The sequence below is a fragment of the Idiomarina ramblicola genome (assembly GCF_003987255.1).
In the GTDB taxonomy this organism is placed as follows: Bacteria; Pseudomonadota; Gammaproteobacteria; order Enterobacterales; family Alteromonadaceae; genus Idiomarina; species Idiomarina ramblicola.
The window spans coordinates 94,233-109,909 of record NZ_PIQC01000004.1; the positions used below are offsets into that span (position 1 = coordinate 94,233).

Sequence of the window (15,677 nt, forward strand, 5' to 3'; positions counted from 1 at the left end):
TTCTTACCTCTTGGTATAAACGGGCAGATCGCACCTGATGCAATAGCATCAGGCTACCCTTCTTCGGCTTCTTTATCTTCTGGGCCTTTGATTTCCATGACCTGAGCTCTTTGCTTCAGGACTTTCTTTTCCGATGCCACAAATCGCTTCAGGAGTTGCCTAATTAGCGGTTGGTATCCCAAGTTATAATGCTCTGCGATGGTCTTCAAATCGTCGATGAGCTCTTCTTCCATACGAATAGATATAGGCCGCAGTCGCACAGACTGATTGATTGCATCTTCAATTGCCTGGTCAAATCCCACACGTTCTACATGAGCTTCTTCTTGACCTAATTCACCACTATCCCATTTTTCATCTTGCTCAACCGCTTCTCTGATATCTTCTTTTTTCATACGACTCTCCAATTCATGCAGGGATAATGCTAGCTTCCATACTTTTCATAGATTCTTTGCTCTAACGAATTAGCTTCATAAGCAGTCTTTATATAGATAGCTCCGTTAGAATGAATGAAGCAAACTTTTAGCTTTACCCCGTTATCTGTCTCAGATACAAACCATTGAGTAGGTGGAATGGTGCCATGCTTCTCTCTTTGATCTTCCAAGAAGCCACCTTGTCTATTTGCAAAAGCCTCTCTGATCATGCTTTCTGAGACGTTATGCTTGTTTCTTAGTTTTTCCCTAACTTTATCGCTAATTTCCAGCACAACTCCTCCATTGAATTGTAGCGTAATACACCTGTATATACAAAGCACCCATAAATAAATTGGAACCGAACCTGATGCGGCAGCATCATAAGCTCTGCACCTGCTCGATAAGCCGATCCAGCGCACGATAATTCAATGCCTCTGCCAGATGCTGTTGTTCTATTTTTTTACTGTCGGCTAAATCGGCGATGGTTCGGGCTAACCGAAGGGTTCGGTGATAAGCTCGGTGCGACAGCTTCATTTTCTCGGCGGCTGTTGCTAAAAACGCTTCTGTTTTATCTGACAGCTCACATATTTGCTTTAACGCTTTCGGCTTTACTTCACTGTTCAGGCAACCTTGCCGCTTAATTTGGCGCAGCCGCGCTTTTTCTACTAAGCTTTTTGCTTGTCGTGAGGTCATGGGCTGAACTTTCTGCTTAGCAACGCCCTTTAAACTCATAGACTCGGTTTCTCGGGGTACCATCACCTGTATATCGATGCGATCAAGCAACGGCCCGGACAGTTTGCTTAAATATTTTAAAATTTGATCCGGGGTTGAACGACAGTTAGCCAGAGAACCGTCAAACTGTCCGCACGGCGACGGGTTCAATGCGCAAACGAGCTGAAATTTAGCCGGGAACCTCACATTGTATCCCGCGCGGCTAATGGTTATTTCTCCACTTCCAAGTGGCTCGCGCAAGCAATCCAGTACATGACGGCTGAACTCTGGAAGCTCATCGAGAAACAGTAACGCATTGTTTGCTAAGGATATTTCTCCAGGGCGAACAGAATTACCCGCGCCTCCTCCTACTAACGCAGCCGCCGTACAAGTATGGTGGGGCACACGCAGTTCGCGCCGGGTCAATGCGTCCGCATGGTGGTAATCAAAAGACACCGACTTAACCGCCGCAATTTCCATCGCTTCCTGTTCTGTCAGAGCAGGCAGTATGCCATTAAGGCGTTGCGCCAGCATCGTTTTACCCGTTCCCGGCGGCCCGACAAACAATAAGTGGTGCTTCCCGGCAGCAGACAACAACAAAGCCCTTTTTGCCTGCTCCTGCCCCACCACGTCGGCTAAATCACCTTCTTCATTAGCGTTCTGCTGCGCCCAGTTAATCGGCTTTGACTGGCGTAACGGCTGGTGTTCGTGCAAATGCTCGTAAACACTGACTAAGTCGGACGCCAACCAGCTTTTTTGTTTGCGCACTAACCCCGCTTCCTGCTGGTTAGCATTAGGCACAAATGCCTGACGCTTTTTACTACGACACGCTAGCAACGCCGGAATCAAGCCATTTACTGCACGTAACTCACCGGTTAGTGCCAGCTCACCATAAAACTCCGCCTGCTCCAGAATAGTATCCGGTATTTGCCCTGAAGCCGCCAAAATACCAACCGCTATAGCTAAATCATAACGCGCCCCGGTTTTAGGGATATCGGCCGGTGCTAAATTGACGGTAATACGCGTGGCTGGTGGGTATTCAAACCCCGCGTTCATCAAGGCGGTTTTGACCCGGTCGCGAGCTTCCTTAACCGTGGTTGCCGGCATTCCAACCATAGTAAACCCTGGCATTCCCCTTGCCAGATCCACTTCAACCCGAATTTCCGGCGCATGAATGCCTATCAATGCCCGGGTATAAACTCGCGCTAACGCCATCTGTCTCTCCATGACTAAACAACGGCGTAACTATAGACTCTTAAAAAAGCGATGTATGTCAGCCCAAAGCGTCAAACGGTAGGCGATATCAGAGACTTTTGTGTTACCTGTTTACCACCTAACCAGCCGCTAAGTTGTTATACAGAAGTCAATGTTATAAATTAGTTGAATAAAGTAATCACTACCAAATCAGCAGGTGAGCCACTGTGATTAGAATATTAACTATTATTACTACTAGCCTATTTTTAGCCTCATGCGGAGGGTCAGATTCAGCCGAACCAGATGGCGTAGGATCCGACCCGAGAATTAATGAGGTACAAGACGATCTCAATGCGGCCAGACAGATTTGGCAAGATCAGGGACTTATCGATTATAGCTTCTACTATTCACCCAGAATTGATAGGGCATGCTTACCTGATGGAGTGGTTCCCGACCCAGCTCCTCCTTGGTTAGTTACAGTTGAGGACAATGAAGTCATCTCCGTAAGAAACACATCAACTGACGAGCCTAAGCAACTACCCTATGAGGAATACTTTGGAACGATTAACGATATATTTGAGTATCTGGAACAGCAGTTGGCAGAAGCCCCCCAAGTTGTCGCTCTCTCATTTACCGCCCAAAATGAGTTGCCGACTTTCGATGATTCTTTCGGATACCCAAAACAAATTTACTTTGAATTCAACGATGATAATGAATGCAGTTCCAGAGAAATTATTATCGGAAACTTTAGGTAAAAAGTTCATCTAAGCTTGGGCAGCGACCTCAGGGAAGAAAATTACTTAGCTAAACATATCGAGCAACAGAGGATATCATTTCCCTGACAACTTGCTTTTAAACTAGCTTCTGTCATCATCTTTGCTTACTTAAGAACAAGACGAATAACCAAGGGTCACCAACAGCCATGTTCCACCAACTGAATCAACAGTGTCGAAAAGGTCGGTATATAGCACCATTGCTATTGCTGGTTTTTGCGCTGTGTTGGGGACAAAACTTTGGTTGGCTGGAAGGCTGTCCAAAGCATCAGAGCGCACCCGCGGCTGAACAGCTTGCGGGAAGCCATGCGGACCTGGGAGTAAAACACGAAAGCGTCAAAGCCGACTGCGACAAAACAGCGCATTTATTGCAGCAGTTCCAGTCCGACATAACTTACGCGGCACTGTCTTTCTTTGTTCTTCTGATTTTGGCGCTGAAGACCGCTGTTAACAAGCAGTTAGCGCCTCCACTCTTTTTCTTTTCCTGTAAAAGGCGACCCCACGCCGTATTTTGTTGCTTTCTGGAGTAGCACTTCCAACGGATTTTCATCGTTGGAATACTAACTTCAGGAGTAATGTATGAATAAAATTTTACCGTTATGGCTCGTATCGCTTATTGCTGCGCTGCTGCTTTATAGCGCACAAAGCTTAGCGGAAACACCGTCTACTGGCTGGCTCAGTCATGAAGACCATCCGCCGGTATCGGTGAAGCTGGAATTGACCGGCCACTATGAGGCTGAGCGGAATCTGCTACCCGCCCTGCTGCATGTTGAGCTGGATGACGGCTGGAAAACCTACTGGCGCTCGCCGGGGGAAGGCGGTATACCGCCAACCTTTGATTGGTCTGAGTCCTCTAATATTGACGATATTGAGTGGCACTGGCCGGTGCCCTCGCGCTACAACATTCAGGGTATCAATACCGTTGGGTATCAGGGATCGTCAACCTTTCCGTTAATGGTACAGCTAAGCCCGGATGCCAGGCAGGCGCGCATTAGCGGTACACTAACTATGTCATCCTGTACCACCGTCTGTGTGTTAACGGACTACCCAATTGACTTGCAAGTTGATCTGGACACCCTGACCGTCGACAGTGATCGTGCCTTTGCCTTTAATCAGGCGATGGGCAAGGTACCTCGGGAATACGACAGCAATAACGTCAAGCAAGCTATTTGGTCCGACGCCAACCAGCGCGTTCAACTGACCATAGAGCGTGACAGTGGCTGGCAAAACCCACAGCTGTTTATACACAGCAACGACGACACTTTGGCCGACGCAGAATTTTCATCACCAGATATTCAGGTGGAAGACAATGCGCTCACGGCGAATGTTGACGTTGGCCACTGGCTGGAGCTGCCAGACCTAAGCGGCGCTGAACTTATAGCAACAGTCAGTGATGAAAAGTTTGCCGCTGAATATAAGGTTCAACTCACTGCGGGGACTCTTACGAATAACACTCCGCCGCTGTGGGCCATTTTACTTATGGCGTTAGCGGGTGGGCTTGTTCTGAACATTATGCCCTGCGTGTTGCCGGTACTGGGCCTGAAAGTTCAAAGCCTGATGTTGTCTGGTGCACATGAGCCGAAGGTGGTGCGTAAGCAATTTTTTGCGTCGTCACTGGGTATTATCAGCTCGTTTCTGATCATTGCCCTGGGGCTTATGGCATTGCGCTGGTCAGGCGGTTCTGTCGGCTGGGGTATTCAATTTCAGAACCCTTACTTCATTGCCGCATTAGTCGCTATTACCTGGGTATTTGCGTTGAACTTAATGGGCGCCTTTGAGTTTAAATTACCGTCTTCTTTGAGTACCAGTGCCGCAACCGCTGGCGATAACAGCTACAAAGGGCACTTCCTGCAAGGCATGCTGGCCACCGTATTGGCAACACCTTGTACAGCGCCTTTTTTAGGCACCGCGGTAGCCTTTGCTTTGGCTGCTGAGTCATCGATTATTCTGCTGATTTTTGCCGCGCTTGGGGTTGGTATGGCGCTGCCCTGGTTACTTATAGCCGTGTTCCCGAAAACCGCCAAGTTACTGCCCAAACCCGGTCGCTGGATGCAATGGGTGAAACCCGTTTTCGCCATTATGATGCTGGCAACCACGGTCTGGCTGACAACCTTGCTGAAAAACTTTATCAGCAACGAAGTATTCCTGGCACTAACGGTCGGTTTGTCGATTCTGACATTGGTGATTATTGGTAAAGTGCATGGCCGTAAGGCGCTGTTTTTATCCATTGGTGGCTTTTTGGTATTAGCTGCCGTTGTCGGTACGACGTTAATTCTTACCGCTGACCGTTGGGTCAACAAACTACCGCAGGACCATCAATGGCAGCCACTAACCCAGCAGCGTATTGATGAAGCCGTTGCCAGTGGCCAAACCGTGTTTGTGGATGTGACCGCAGACTGGTGTGTGACCTGCCAGGCCAATAAAGTCGGCGTATTACTGCAAGACCCGGTATTTACAGCCTTAGGTCAGGAACATGTCACCCGCCTGCGCGGCGACTGGACCAAAGCCAACGAGCGCATCACGCAATACTTAAAGACCAACAATACCTTTGGTGTGCCCTTTAACAAAGTCTACGGACCCGGGGCTCCGGACGGTGTAACCCTGCCCGTAGTACTCAGTAAAGACAAAGTCATGGACGCACTGGAGAATGCTCGTGAGTAATAGCAAAGCGAAACCGTCATGGGCAAAGCGGCTACGAACCGCAGCGCTTTATATTGTGCTGTTCTCGGTCGTCGCTTTCGTAGTTGATGCCTTTCGTAATAGTGACGTGCCGGAGTCTGTTCCGGCGGAGCTGTCGTCACTAACGGACATAAACGGCGAGCAATATAACTTACGCGAGATGAGCAAGGACAGCCCGGTTGTGCTGTATTTCTGGGCAACCTGGTGTCCTGTTTGCCCGGCGGTATCGCCTACGGTTGATTACGTTGGCAACCACTACCCAACCATTAGCGTGGCGTTGCGCTCCGGCGACAACGACAAACTCACGCGCTACGCGCAGGCGAAAGGGTATGAGTTCCCTATTGTTAACGACAACCTCAACCGCGTCTCAAATGGCTGGCAGGTATCTGCCACGCCAACCATCATCATTATTGAAAACGGTGACATAGTTTCGGCGACAACTGGGGTCACAACACCTCCCGGTTTGTTTATTCGTCTTTGGTTTCACCAGTTTTTTGAAGTAGGAAAGTAGTATGAATTTTATCTATAAAACGTTTTTCATCGTTGCTTTTATCTTTAGCAGCAACGTATTTGCGCAAGATTTAAACCCGCAACAAGAAGAAGACTTGGAAAAAGTCGAACAGCTATTGCGTGAAAACCCGGAGCTTATTCCAAACATTCACCGAGGCTTACAGCGCTTTTTAGAACAGCAAAGTGAGCAAAAAAACGCCTTCGCTAACCATCAGGAGTGGCTGTATCAGTCGGCGGCACATCCAATTTTAGGTGACCAAGATGCGCCGCATAAAATCATTGTTTTTACCGATTACAACTGTCCGTTTTGCAAAAAGTTAGAGCCCGGCCTGCATAAGCTGGTTGAGGAATACCCGTCTATTCAGGTCGTGAACATTTTTGTGCCTTTACGCCAACAGCAGGTCGATGGGCTCAAAACCAACTCAGCACTCTATGGACTGAACCTGTGGCGCAATGACCCTAAGGCGTTCTTTGAAGCTCATAACCTAATGATGAAAAAGTCGGGCATGCATACCGCTGACTCACTGCAAAGCGTTGCGCAAGTCACGGGTACCGAGGCCTTTTTGTCACCGTCCAGCGAAAGCGAAGCGGTTATTCGCAAAAATATGTCAGCATTTCGCGAACTAGGCTTTCGCGGCACACCGACTATTATCATTGGCCAGCAGGTAACGCCCGGTTACATCCCTTATGACAAGCTGGAAACCATAGCTACCGAGCAGTTTGAACTAGATTAACTGAGAAATAGATAGGGAGCTTGCTACAAGCTCCCTTCTTTAAAGGATTACTTGATAAAGGCTTCGGCTCGTACTAACATTTGTGAGCACACATTTAAAAGAGAACCATCATGGAAACAAGAATTCAGTTTCGTATCGATGAACAAACAAAGCACTTAGCGCAGCAGCAGGCTGAGAGCGAAGGTCGGACTTTGAGTGACGCGTGTCGGCAGCTTGCCGAACAGCTGGCATCGGAGCGTCGAAAGCAACTATCGCAGGACAGCTGGCTTACAGAACAAGTGAACCAAGCATTCCAGAAGTTGGAGTCTGGCCAGTCTGAGTTCATGGATAACGAACAGGCAAAAAGCCGCATGGAAAAATTTAAAGCTCAATTTCGAGAATAAGGCGCGCAAATGATTTATTGGGAAGAGGATGCCCTGAAAGACAGAGAAAGGATTTTCGAGTTTCTTTACAGTTTTAACCCTATAGTGGCCGAGCAAACCGATTCAGTGATACAAAGCAAAATCGAAACATTGCTTGAGCAGCCCTATATTGGCGTTAAACGCGAGAATATAAAGGGAAGACTTTTAATCCTCCCCGATATTTCAATGCTTGTCCCTTACTATATCGACGGGACCAAGATACGAGTTTTGCGCGTGCTGCATGAGAAGCAGCAATTTCCATTTACGTAGGCGTCTTACCAATAATTTTCCGAAGTCACATTACCAGGCTTACGCCGAGTGTTTTTAGCAAGCCCCAATTCAGCCAGCGCGGCGCGTGATTCTTTTATCATGTCGGGGTTACCGCAAAGCATGACTTGTGCGCGGGTGTCTAACGGCGTGTTGAGAGCGTCGCTTAACTGCCCGGAACTAATCAGTTCAGGAATGCGTGCAGAGAGCGCGCCCGGGATGTTTTCACGAGTAATCACCGGCTGGTAGCCCAGTTGCCCGGGGTATTCTTGTTGCCAATGCTCTATTTGGCTCTGATAAACCAGGTCTTCTGCCACACGAACACCGTGCACTAGGTTAATGCGCTTGAATCGTTCCCACGGCTTTTCGGTTCTCAGCATGGAAATAAAGGGGCCAATGCCGGTTCCGGTAGAAAGCATCCACAAGCTGTCGCCGTCCGGCACTTCATCCAATGTGAAAAAGCCACCGGCGGGCTGGGTAATGTCCACACTGTCGCCCGGCTGCAACTTAGCGAGCTTAGTACTAACCTCGCCGTCTTCCACTTCGGCTATGACAAAATCCAGTATGGCTTCGCCCGGCGCACTGGCCAGCGAGTAGGCACGCAATAGCTGCTCGCCACCCACATTCAGGCCTAAACGGACAAACTGCCCGGCCTTAAAATCAAACGGCTCAGCCACAACTCTCAAACTGAAAACGCCAGAACTCCAACGGTAATTCTCGACAACTTTCCCACTAATCCATTGGATCATACGTCTGACTTAGTCCTTGTTTTGGTTCTTGGTCGCTTCCAGTTCTTTTTCTAACAACTCAACGCGCTCGCGCAAACGCAGTAACATTTGCTGCTGCACGTCAAGCTCTTCACGAGTGACTAAATCCAGTTTTGACAGCTGTGACTGCAGGGTTTGCTTAACACGCTGCTCCATATTTCCGGCCAGTTCTTTAACACCAGCAGGCATACTGTCGTTAATTTGGCGAGCAATATTCTCTATTGTTTTGTTGTCCATAAGTCTCTCTTTGTGTAAATCGTTGCTTATTCGTTTAGCTTAGCAGGAGATTCAGGTAAAATCCGAGCTTCTTATCGGCTTTTTCACGAATCAGGAACTCCGCGGCGCCCATGCTGAACGATCGCCAGAACCAGGCTGTACATTACATTCAGGGTCCTTTATTGGTACTTGCCGGTGCCGGTAGCGGTAAAACCCGTGTGATCACCGAAAAAATTGCCTACCTTATTCGTCAGCAAATTTACACGGCACGCCAAATTGGCGCGGTGACTTTCACCAATAAAGCCGCCAAAGAAATGAAAGAGCGTATTGCGCAAACCTTGCCAAAAGCGCAACTGCGCGGTTTAACCGTGTGCACCTTTCATACGCTGGGCCTGAACATTATCCGTCGGGAACTCAGCACTCTGGGGTTTAAACCCGGTTTTTCCTTATTCGACGACCAGGACACCTACGCCTTGCTTAATGCCCTTACTGAGGACGTATTTGAGGGCGACAAAGCGCTGATTCAAGCTTGCCAGCACCAGATAGGCCATTGGAAGAATGCTATGCTCTCGCCCGAGCAGGCGTTGCAAAAAGCCGGAAACGATCAGGAAAGTGCCTTTGCTCAGGTTTATCAGCAATACCAAAATAATCTGAGCGCCTGTAATGCCGTGGACTTTGATGACCTGATCCGCCTACCGACCTTATTACTGGCGACCAATGAAAACGCCCGCGCGCGCTGGCAGAAAAAGTTTCAATATTTGTTGGTGGACGAGTATCAGGACACCAACACCAGTCAGTATCAACTGGTTAAGTTACTGGTGGGCGAGCGCGCCCAGTTTACTGTGGTGGGTGACGACGACCAGTCCATTTACTCGTGGCGGGGCGCGCAGCCTAAAAATCTGGCCCTGCTGAAGCAGGACTTCCCACAGCTTGAAGTTGTTAAGCTGGAGCAAAACTATCGCTCGCACGGCCGTATTCTGAAAGCCGCTAATATTCTCATTGAGAACAACCCCCACGTATTTGAGAAAAAGCTGTTCTCAGAAATGCAGTACGGCGAGCCGATAAGCGTTATTTTTGGTCGTAACGAAGAGCATGAAGCAGAGCGCGTGGTTGCCGAAATTGTAAAACAGCGGTTCCTGCGTAAAACGCCGTATCATCACTTTGCTATTTTATACCGGGGTAATCACCAGTCGCGTCTGTTTGAGAAAGCACTGATGAACAATCGCATTCCCTACAAAATTACCGGTGGCCAGTCGTTTTTTGCGCGCGCAGAAGTCAAAGACATTATGGCCTACCTGCGGTTGCTGGTGAACCCAACCGACGACACCGCCTTTCTGCGTATTATTAACACGCCGCGCCGTGGCATTGGCCCGCAAACCGTTGAGCGTATTGGTCGCTTGTCGCAGGAATTAGGTTGCAGCTTATTTGAAGCCTGCCAGTCACCCCATTTAAAAACGCAGCTCAGCACCGGTGTTTTTCAGCATGTGGATGTATTCCGCAACATGATAGATACCCTGGCCCGACAAGCCGACCACCAGGCGGACGCCAGTGATGCGGTGCGGCAACTACTCAGTGAAATTGGTTACGAAGACTGGCTGTTTGAGCAAAGCCCTAGTGCCAAAGCTGCCGAAATGCGCATTAAAAACGTGTATGAGCTGCACCGCTGGGTATCCGATATGCTCAAAGGCGATGCAGAGCATGACCCCATGGAGCTGGACCAGGTTGTTAGCCGCCTGTCACTGCGCGATATGATGTCACGTAACGAAGACGACGAACAATTTGAGCAGGTGCAACTAATGACCCTGCACGCGTCCAAAGGTTTGGAATTTCCGCATGTGTTTCTGGTGGGGATGGAAGAAGGTTTACTCCCGCACCAAAGCAGCATTGATGAAAATAACATTGAAGAAGAGCGACGCCTGGCCTACGTAGGCATAACCCGTGCACAGCATAAGTTAGTCTTTACTATGGCCAAAGAACGCCGTCAGTTCGGTGAAAAAACAGAGCCCCAACCCAGTCGCTTTTTACTCGAGTTGCCGCAGGACGATTTAGAGTGGGAGCATCGCAAACAAAAATCGGATGAGGAACGTGAAGAACAAAGAAGTCAGGGGCTGGAAATGTTAAAAAATGCGCTTAAGTAATGCTTGCGATTAAGCACAAACAAAACTGGTGTCGTCGTCTTTCACTACACGGTTCTCGTAGTTGTCATCAATAAAACTGCCCTGGCCAATAACAACGCCTTGTTTTTCTACTTCGTTCTTTTGCGTTTCGGTCTCCAGGCCATCAGCATAAACGTCAATATTCAGCTCATGGCAAAGGGTAACAATGTGTTTTAACATGGCCTGAGCACGATTATTGCTGCTTAACCGCGCAATATAATGGTGATCGAGCTTTAATATGGTGAATGGGAAGTTATAAAGGAACTGCAGCGGCCCAGAGCCACTACCAAAGTTATCAATCACTAAGGTAAAACCAAATTCAGACAACCGTCTTAAACTAGCCAGTACCCGGCGGCCATCTTTAACCAGATCCGTTTCATCAAATTCCAGAGCGATACTCTCTGGCTTGGCCCCACTGTCCATAACAATATTCACCAGCTCATTTAAATGGCTGGTCTTTAATAAATGACGCACTGATAAGTTGAGGTGCAAAGGCGTATCGGCACTCACATTATTCTCGACTAACCAGTGACTGGCAGCACGCAACGCAAATCGGTCAAGCTTTACGATAAGTCCGGTGCGTTCCGCCAGAGGTAAAAGTTCTTCACTGTCAAAACTGTATCTTGGGTCTTCCCACTCAAGTTTTGCTTCTACGGCTTTAACATTGCCCGTCGTTAAATCAACTATTGGCTGATAACTGACAGTAAAATCCTTATCAACTTTTGCATGTCGCAATGCCGTTTCTTTACGAACACTATCTACCAGCGATTCGTGCATACTGTCGTCAAATAATACGTAGCGACCACGACCCATGCCTTTGGCCTGATACATGGCAGCATCCGCATCACGCAATAAACGCTCAGCAGAGTCTGTTTCTTCAAGGCATTCTGCAATACCAATACTTGCGCCTGAGTAATGTTCCTGACCATTAAGCTGAAAAGGCTCGCTCATCTGCTGGATCATTCGCTTTGCCACGTCTTTAGCATCTTCGATACTGGTAATGGTATCCAGTAAAATCACAAATTCATCGCCGCCTAAACGCGCCACCATGTCGTTGTCACGCACACAATCGCCAATACGTTTACTCACTTCCAGCAAAAACTCATCGCCGGCAGAATGCCCCAGGGTGTCGTTAATATTTTTGAATCGGTCAAGATCGACAAACAGCACCGCAAAGTGATGCTCAGGATGTCGTCGTTTATGAGCTACTGCCTGCTGCAAACGCTCATTAAATAAAATACGGTTGGGTAATCCGGTCAGGTTATCGTGATGTGCTGCGTGAAATAAGTTGGACTCTGTTTTCTTTCGGCGCTCTATCTCTGAAACCAGTTCTTCGGTACGTTCTGCGACTTTCTTTTCCAGGAACTGATTGACTCGCTGAATTTCTTCCGCCGATCGTTTTCTATCGATAGCAACAGCTACATGCTGCGAAACAAAGTTAAGCAGTTCTAAATCATCACTTTGATAGAGAAAGTCGCCGTCATAAGTCTGAACCGCAATAACCCCAAACACCTGACCATTCATCATTAGCGGGCTACCCAGCCATTGTTTGGCGAGTTTCATACCACCATAGCCCAGCTCAATCTCATTCTTTTTCAGTAATTTTTGTCTGACCGTCGCATCGACGAAAGCAGGTTCCCGCCCTTTTATGACATACTCGGTTAAGCCTTTACCGACTCGACGACGTTCAGCCTTAGAGCCAGTTTCATCGACATGATAAGGGAAATGCAGGAATTTTTTATCGTTGGATAACAGTGCAACGTAAAAATTATCAGCATGAATTAATTTACCAATTTGCCGATGTAGTTGCCCGTAGAATGTATTCATATCATCGGACGTATTGGTCAGCTCAGAAATAGCAAACAACACAGAGGTTTGTTGCTCTGCCCTTTCGCGAATGGTAATTTCGCTCATCAGACTCTCATTCGCGTGACGCAGCTCTGCAGTCTGATGTTCTATCTCGCTTTGCATCAAGTCACGTTGCTTTAATCGCTCCAACGCATTAACCACGTGTTGTGATACGAAAGTGAGCAAGTCTTCATCAGAGGTATCATAACGAACATCGGCGCTGTAGCTTTGAACGACCATGACACCGATAGTGACATCACCACGTTTTAGTGGAACACCCAACCAGTCCTGGTGTTCAGCACCTAAGCCTTCGATTTCATTATTCTCAATGAGCCGTTGGTAAACTTCCGGCGGGCATAAAAGCGACTGGCCTTTTCTAAGAACATACCCGGTTAAGCCTTTACTCAACTGCTCTAAAGGAATACGCTCGAATAAAGTGTCCTGGTCAATTTCATCAACAAAGTAGGCAAAATCGACCAGTTCTTCTTGTGGTTCATAAAGGCAAATATAGAAATTGCGGGCGTACATCAGTTCACCGATGATTTCATGCAGCGACTGATAAAAATTATTCATTTCGCGCGCAGAAGCCGCCAGCTCCGAAATTCGGAACAGCGCTTTTTGTACGACTTCAGCCGATCGGTATTTTTGCGTCAAGCCCTTTAAGCGGACAATGACCTTTTGCAAGCGTTCATTTTCAGTTTGTAACTCCTGAAGCTGCGCCTTGCTTACCTTACGGTCTGTCATTCAGGTTCACCCTTAAACACTGACTCTCCATGCCGCAAAACACACTTTTTTAACACTTGTTGCTTTTAATAACAGTCGTACAGTATAGACCTCTGTCAAAAAATAGAAAAGATTTGCTTGAGAAATAATTGGCAAGAGGTGTCGAGAGGATAAGTTAACGTCAATTGACATCAAAAAAGGCTGCCAAGTTGGCAGCCTTTTTTTAATGGCGTCTGGAAATTAAAGTCTTTTAGATATCTTCGACCATATAATCGATAGCCGCCTGAATTTCATCTTCTGAACAGTCACTACACGTTCCCATAGGAGGCATCGCATTGAAACCTTCAACCGCATGTTTTAATACCGTTTCCATGCCTTGGTCTAAACGCGCTTCCCAGTCAGATGCTTCGTTAATTTTAGGGGCGCCCATAACACCGCTGGTATGGCAGGCTGTGCAATACTTGTCATAAACTTGCTGACCTGAACGCGGACCACTACTTTCCTCGGCCTCACTGCTTTCACCAGCTACATAGTGCTTACCTGCCGGTTTAATACGCTCAGCTATTGCTTCGCGTGACATGTCATCCTGCACAGATGCCGCACTGATGCTTAGCGCAAACAACATTGAAATAGTGCCCAAAACGCTCTTAACGAAAAATGAATTCATAACTTTCACTGGTTTCTCCTACAAATGGCTGGTGTTCTTGCACGCCCAGTTAGTGGATGCGATTATAACCACAAATGTGCAAAGGATAAACACTTGGCTGAAATTGCTCGCAAAATAGCTCTGCTGGATTTGGATGCTTTCTTTGCTTCGGCTGAAGAATTGCGCGATCCCAGCCTGAAAACACGGCCTTTTGCTGTTGGTGGAGGTGGTGAGCGAGGCGTCGTTGCCACAGCGAATTACCTGGCTCGCCAATATGGCGTCAAAAGTGCCATGCCGGGCAGCCACGCCCGTCGTTTATGCCCTCAGTTAACTTTTATACGTCCCGATGGCAATTATTACCGGGAACTGTCCAACAAGGTTCTGGATATCCTGCAAGAGCTAACACCACGCATTGAACCTGCCTCGATCGACGAGTTTTATCTGGATTTAACCCACCTGGAAGAGTTTAAGGGCAGCGCCACTCTGGCAATGAACTTTGTGCGGGAACAGATTAAAACCCTGGGAATAACCGGATCGGCCGGTATTTCAAACCAGAAGATGGTTGCCAAAATTGCCAGTGAAGAACGTAAGCCCGACGGTCAATTCGTTGTGCATCCCTCAGAAGTCATGAGTTACATTGCGGCATTAAAGCTGAAACAGATTCCCGGCGTCGGCCCGAAGAGTCAGCAAGTACTCACTAACCACGGACTCACTACCGGAAAAGACATACAAAAAATTGATTTACAGCAACTGCAGGCCATTCTCGGCGAAAAAGCCGGATACGTGTTATTTGAGCGTTGTCATGGTCGTGACCGTCGTGAAGTCGTTACTGAGCGTATTCGCAAAAGCGTGGGAGTTGAGCAAACCTTAACGACCGACATGCGGCTGGAATCAACGGCGCAGGCTTATGTGCAGGACAATTTATTACCAAAGTTGCGGCAAAGAATGAAAATTTCTCACTGGCGGGAGCAGCCCATTCGCAGCCAAACCCTTAAACTGAAGTTCTCTGACTTTACTCAGACAACAGTCTCGCGTAGTGCTCAATTTATTTCGCCCAGCCTGTTTTATCAGCTATTAGATGAAGCCTGGCAGCGTGGTAAAGGAAAAGGGGTGAGGCTGTTGGGGATCAGTGCAACATTGCCTGACCCCAACGAGCAGTTACAGCTCGAGCTTGAGCTGGATTAGTCGTCTTTAACCGTAATGGTGATTTTTTCTGAAACCACTGCAGGGTTATGCGGTATGTGGCTTTTGTCACCCAGAATGAGTTGTAACGTATGTTCACCCGGCTCTAACGTCACCGTGGTTTCCGTCTGGCCACCACCAAAGTGAATAACATCGCCACCCATTGGTTTATCCATAGCCGGCAGCTCATCTTTATCAATCAATAAATGATGATGTCCGGTATGTTTTACATCGACACCCGCTGGTGCCACACCCATACCACTTAAGCCAAATTTTACTTTAAAGGTTTTACCCACGGTCTCACCGTCTTGCGGGGAGATAATGTAAGCCTGGGCTTCTTGTGATGCTTCTGTACGTTCTGTTTCTGCTGCCTGCGCGGTTGCAAGAACAGGACCGCCTAGCATCGCTAAGGCGCCAATCATCCATGCTTTATTCATAACTTTCTCCAATTATTGATATC

General features: G+C 47.9%; 16 protein-coding genes. 8 read left to right on the forward strand and 8 right to left on the reverse strand.

Features of this window, described 5'->3' with window-relative positions; translation table 11 throughout:
* Positions 1-53: 53 nt before the first annotated feature.
* The 3 genes from CWI78_RS06055 to CWI78_RS06065 all read right to left on the reverse strand — a co-directional run bounded on the left by CWI78_RS06055 (position 54) and on the right by CWI78_RS06065 (position 2,336).
* Complete coding sequence (locus tag CWI78_RS06055) at positions 54-392, reverse strand: hypothetical protein (protein ID WP_126781243.1); 339 nt, start codon at positions 390-392, stop codon at positions 54-56.
* 29 nt (positions 393-421) lie between these two features.
* Positions 422-703: a BrnT family toxin gene (locus CWI78_RS06060; RefSeq protein WP_126781245.1), complete on the reverse strand. Its 282-nt coding sequence runs from the start codon at positions 701-703 to the stop codon at positions 422-424.
* Between the two features lie 85 nt (positions 704-788).
* Positions 789-2,336 (reverse strand): YifB family Mg chelatase-like AAA ATPase, encoded by a 1,548-nt coding sequence (locus tag CWI78_RS06065; protein ID WP_126781247.1) that lies wholly within the window; start codon positions 2,334-2,336, stop codon positions 789-791.
* Between the two features lie 206 nt (positions 2,337-2,542).
* On the opposite strand from CWI78_RS06065, the gene CWI78_RS06070 reads away from it, so the two are divergent.
* The 6 genes from CWI78_RS06070 to CWI78_RS06100 all read left to right on the forward strand — a co-directional run bounded on the left by CWI78_RS06070 (position 2,543) and on the right by CWI78_RS06100 (position 7,682).
* A complete protein-coding gene (locus CWI78_RS06070) occupies positions 2,543-3,070 on the forward strand; it encodes a DUF6174 domain-containing protein (protein ID WP_126781249.1) in 528 nt (175 codons plus the stop codon).
* A 597-nt stretch (positions 3,071-3,667) separates the two neighbouring features.
* A complete protein-coding gene (locus tag CWI78_RS06080) occupies positions 3,668-5,749 on the forward strand; it encodes a protein-disulfide reductase DsbD family protein (protein WP_126781253.1) in 2,082 nt (693 codons plus the stop codon).
* Positions 5,742-6,278, forward strand: coding sequence for a protein disulfide oxidoreductase (locus tag CWI78_RS06085; RefSeq protein ID WP_126781254.1), 537 nt, complete (start codon positions 5,742-5,744; stop codon positions 6,276-6,278). The genes CWI78_RS06080 and CWI78_RS06085 overlap by 8 nt, the downstream gene beginning before the upstream one ends.
* A gap of 1 nt (position 6,279) precedes the next feature.
* Complete coding sequence (locus tag CWI78_RS06090) at positions 6,280-7,011, forward strand: DsbA family protein (protein ID WP_126781256.1); 732 nt, start codon at positions 6,280-6,282, stop codon at positions 7,009-7,011.
* A gap of 110 nt (positions 7,012-7,121) precedes the next feature.
* Positions 7,122-7,394 carry a type II toxin-antitoxin system RelB/DinJ family antitoxin gene (locus tag CWI78_RS06095; protein WP_126781258.1) on the forward strand — a complete coding sequence of 91 codons (273 nt, stop codon included), beginning with the start codon at positions 7,122-7,124 and terminating at the stop codon, positions 7,392-7,394.
* A gap of 9 nt (positions 7,395-7,403) precedes the next feature.
* A complete protein-coding gene (locus CWI78_RS06100; RefSeq protein WP_126781260.1) occupies positions 7,404-7,682 on the forward strand; it encodes a type II toxin-antitoxin system RelE/ParE family toxin in 279 nt (92 codons plus the stop codon).
* A gap of 5 nt (positions 7,683-7,687) precedes the next feature.
* Here CWI78_RS06100 and CWI78_RS06105 read toward each other — a convergent pair whose 3' ends face one another.
* Entirely contained in the window at positions 7,688-8,428 is a 741-nt protein-coding gene (locus CWI78_RS06105; protein WP_126781262.1) for a ferredoxin--NADP reductase, read from the reverse strand.
* A 9-nt stretch (positions 8,429-8,437) separates the two neighbouring features.
* A complete protein-coding gene (locus CWI78_RS06110; protein WP_011233471.1) occupies positions 8,438-8,683 on the reverse strand; it encodes an accessory factor UbiK family protein in 246 nt (81 codons plus the stop codon).
* A gap of 110 nt (positions 8,684-8,793) precedes the next feature.
* Here CWI78_RS06110 and rep point away from each other — a divergent pair, with 110 nt between their 5' ends.
* The gene (rep, locus tag CWI78_RS06115; protein ID WP_126781264.1) at positions 8,794-10,800 is read left to right on the forward strand and encodes a DNA helicase Rep; all 2,007 of its coding nucleotides are present in this window, start codon (positions 8,794-8,796) and stop codon (positions 10,798-10,800) included.
* 9 nt (positions 10,801-10,809) lie between these two features.
* Here the strand turns inward: rep and CWI78_RS06120 are convergent, their stop codons facing one another.
* Together CWI78_RS06120 and CWI78_RS06125 are read right to left on the reverse strand one after the other, a co-directional pair.
* Positions 10,810-13,410 (reverse strand): sensor domain-containing phosphodiesterase, encoded by a 2,601-nt coding sequence (locus CWI78_RS06120; RefSeq protein WP_126781266.1) that lies wholly within the window; start codon positions 13,408-13,410, stop codon positions 10,810-10,812.
* Positions 13,411-13,639: 229 nt separating this feature from the next.
* Positions 13,640-14,065: a c-type cytochrome gene (locus CWI78_RS06125; protein WP_126781267.1), complete on the reverse strand. Its 426-nt coding sequence runs from the start codon at positions 14,063-14,065 to the stop codon at positions 13,640-13,642.
* Positions 14,066-14,149: 84 nt separating this feature from the next.
* Between CWI78_RS06125 and dinB the strand changes: the two genes are divergently transcribed.
* Entirely contained in the window at positions 14,150-15,220 is a 1,071-nt protein-coding gene (gene dinB, locus CWI78_RS06130) for a DNA polymerase IV (protein ID WP_126781269.1), read from the forward strand.
* On the opposite strand, the gene CWI78_RS06135 is transcribed toward dinB, so the two are convergent.
* Positions 15,217-15,654: a DUF4399 domain-containing protein gene (locus CWI78_RS06135; RefSeq protein ID WP_126781271.1), complete on the reverse strand. Its 438-nt coding sequence runs from the start codon at positions 15,652-15,654 to the stop codon at positions 15,217-15,219. The two genes, dinB and CWI78_RS06135, sit on opposite strands and share 4 nt — an antisense overlap.
* Between the last annotated feature and the right edge of the window lie 23 nt (positions 15,655-15,677).

Bases quoted from the DNA above. Each gene is read 5' to 3' on its own strand.
- CWI78_RS06100 (WP_126781260.1), top strand. From the start codon at position 7,404: ATGATTTATTGGGAAGAGGATGCCCTGAAAGACAGAGAAAGGATTTTC.
- CWI78_RS06065 (WP_126781247.1), bottom strand. From the start codon at position 2,336: ATGGCGTTAGCGCGAGTTTATACCCGGGCATTGATAGGCATTCATGCG.
- CWI78_RS06055 (WP_126781243.1), bottom strand. From the start codon at position 392: ATGAAAAAAGAAGATATCAGAGAAGCGGTTGAGCAAGATGAAAAATGG.
- CWI78_RS06090 (WP_126781256.1), top strand. From the start codon at position 6,280: ATGAATTTTATCTATAAAACGTTTTTCATCGTTGCTTTTATCTTTAGC.
- CWI78_RS06135 (WP_126781271.1), bottom strand. From the start codon at position 15,654: ATGAATAAAGCATGGATGATTGGCGCCTTAGCGATGCTAGGCGGTCCT.
- CWI78_RS06080 (WP_126781253.1), top strand. From the start codon at position 3,668: ATGAATAAAATTTTACCGTTATGGCTCGTATCGCTTATTGCTGCGCTG.
- CWI78_RS06120 (WP_126781266.1), bottom strand. From the start codon at position 13,410: ATGACAGACCGTAAGGTAAGCAAGGCGCAGCTTCAGGAGTTACAAACT.
- CWI78_RS06095 (WP_126781258.1), top strand. From the start codon at position 7,122: ATGGAAACAAGAATTCAGTTTCGTATCGATGAACAAACAAAGCACTTA.
- rep (WP_126781264.1), top strand. From the start codon at position 8,794: ATGCTGAACGATCGCCAGAACCAGGCTGTACATTACATTCAGGGTCCT.
- CWI78_RS06110 (WP_011233471.1), bottom strand. From the start codon at position 8,683: ATGGACAACAAAACAATAGAGAATATTGCTCGCCAAATTAACGACAGT.
- CWI78_RS06105 (WP_126781262.1), bottom strand. From the start codon at position 8,428: ATGATCCAATGGATTAGTGGGAAAGTTGTCGAGAATTACCGTTGGAGT.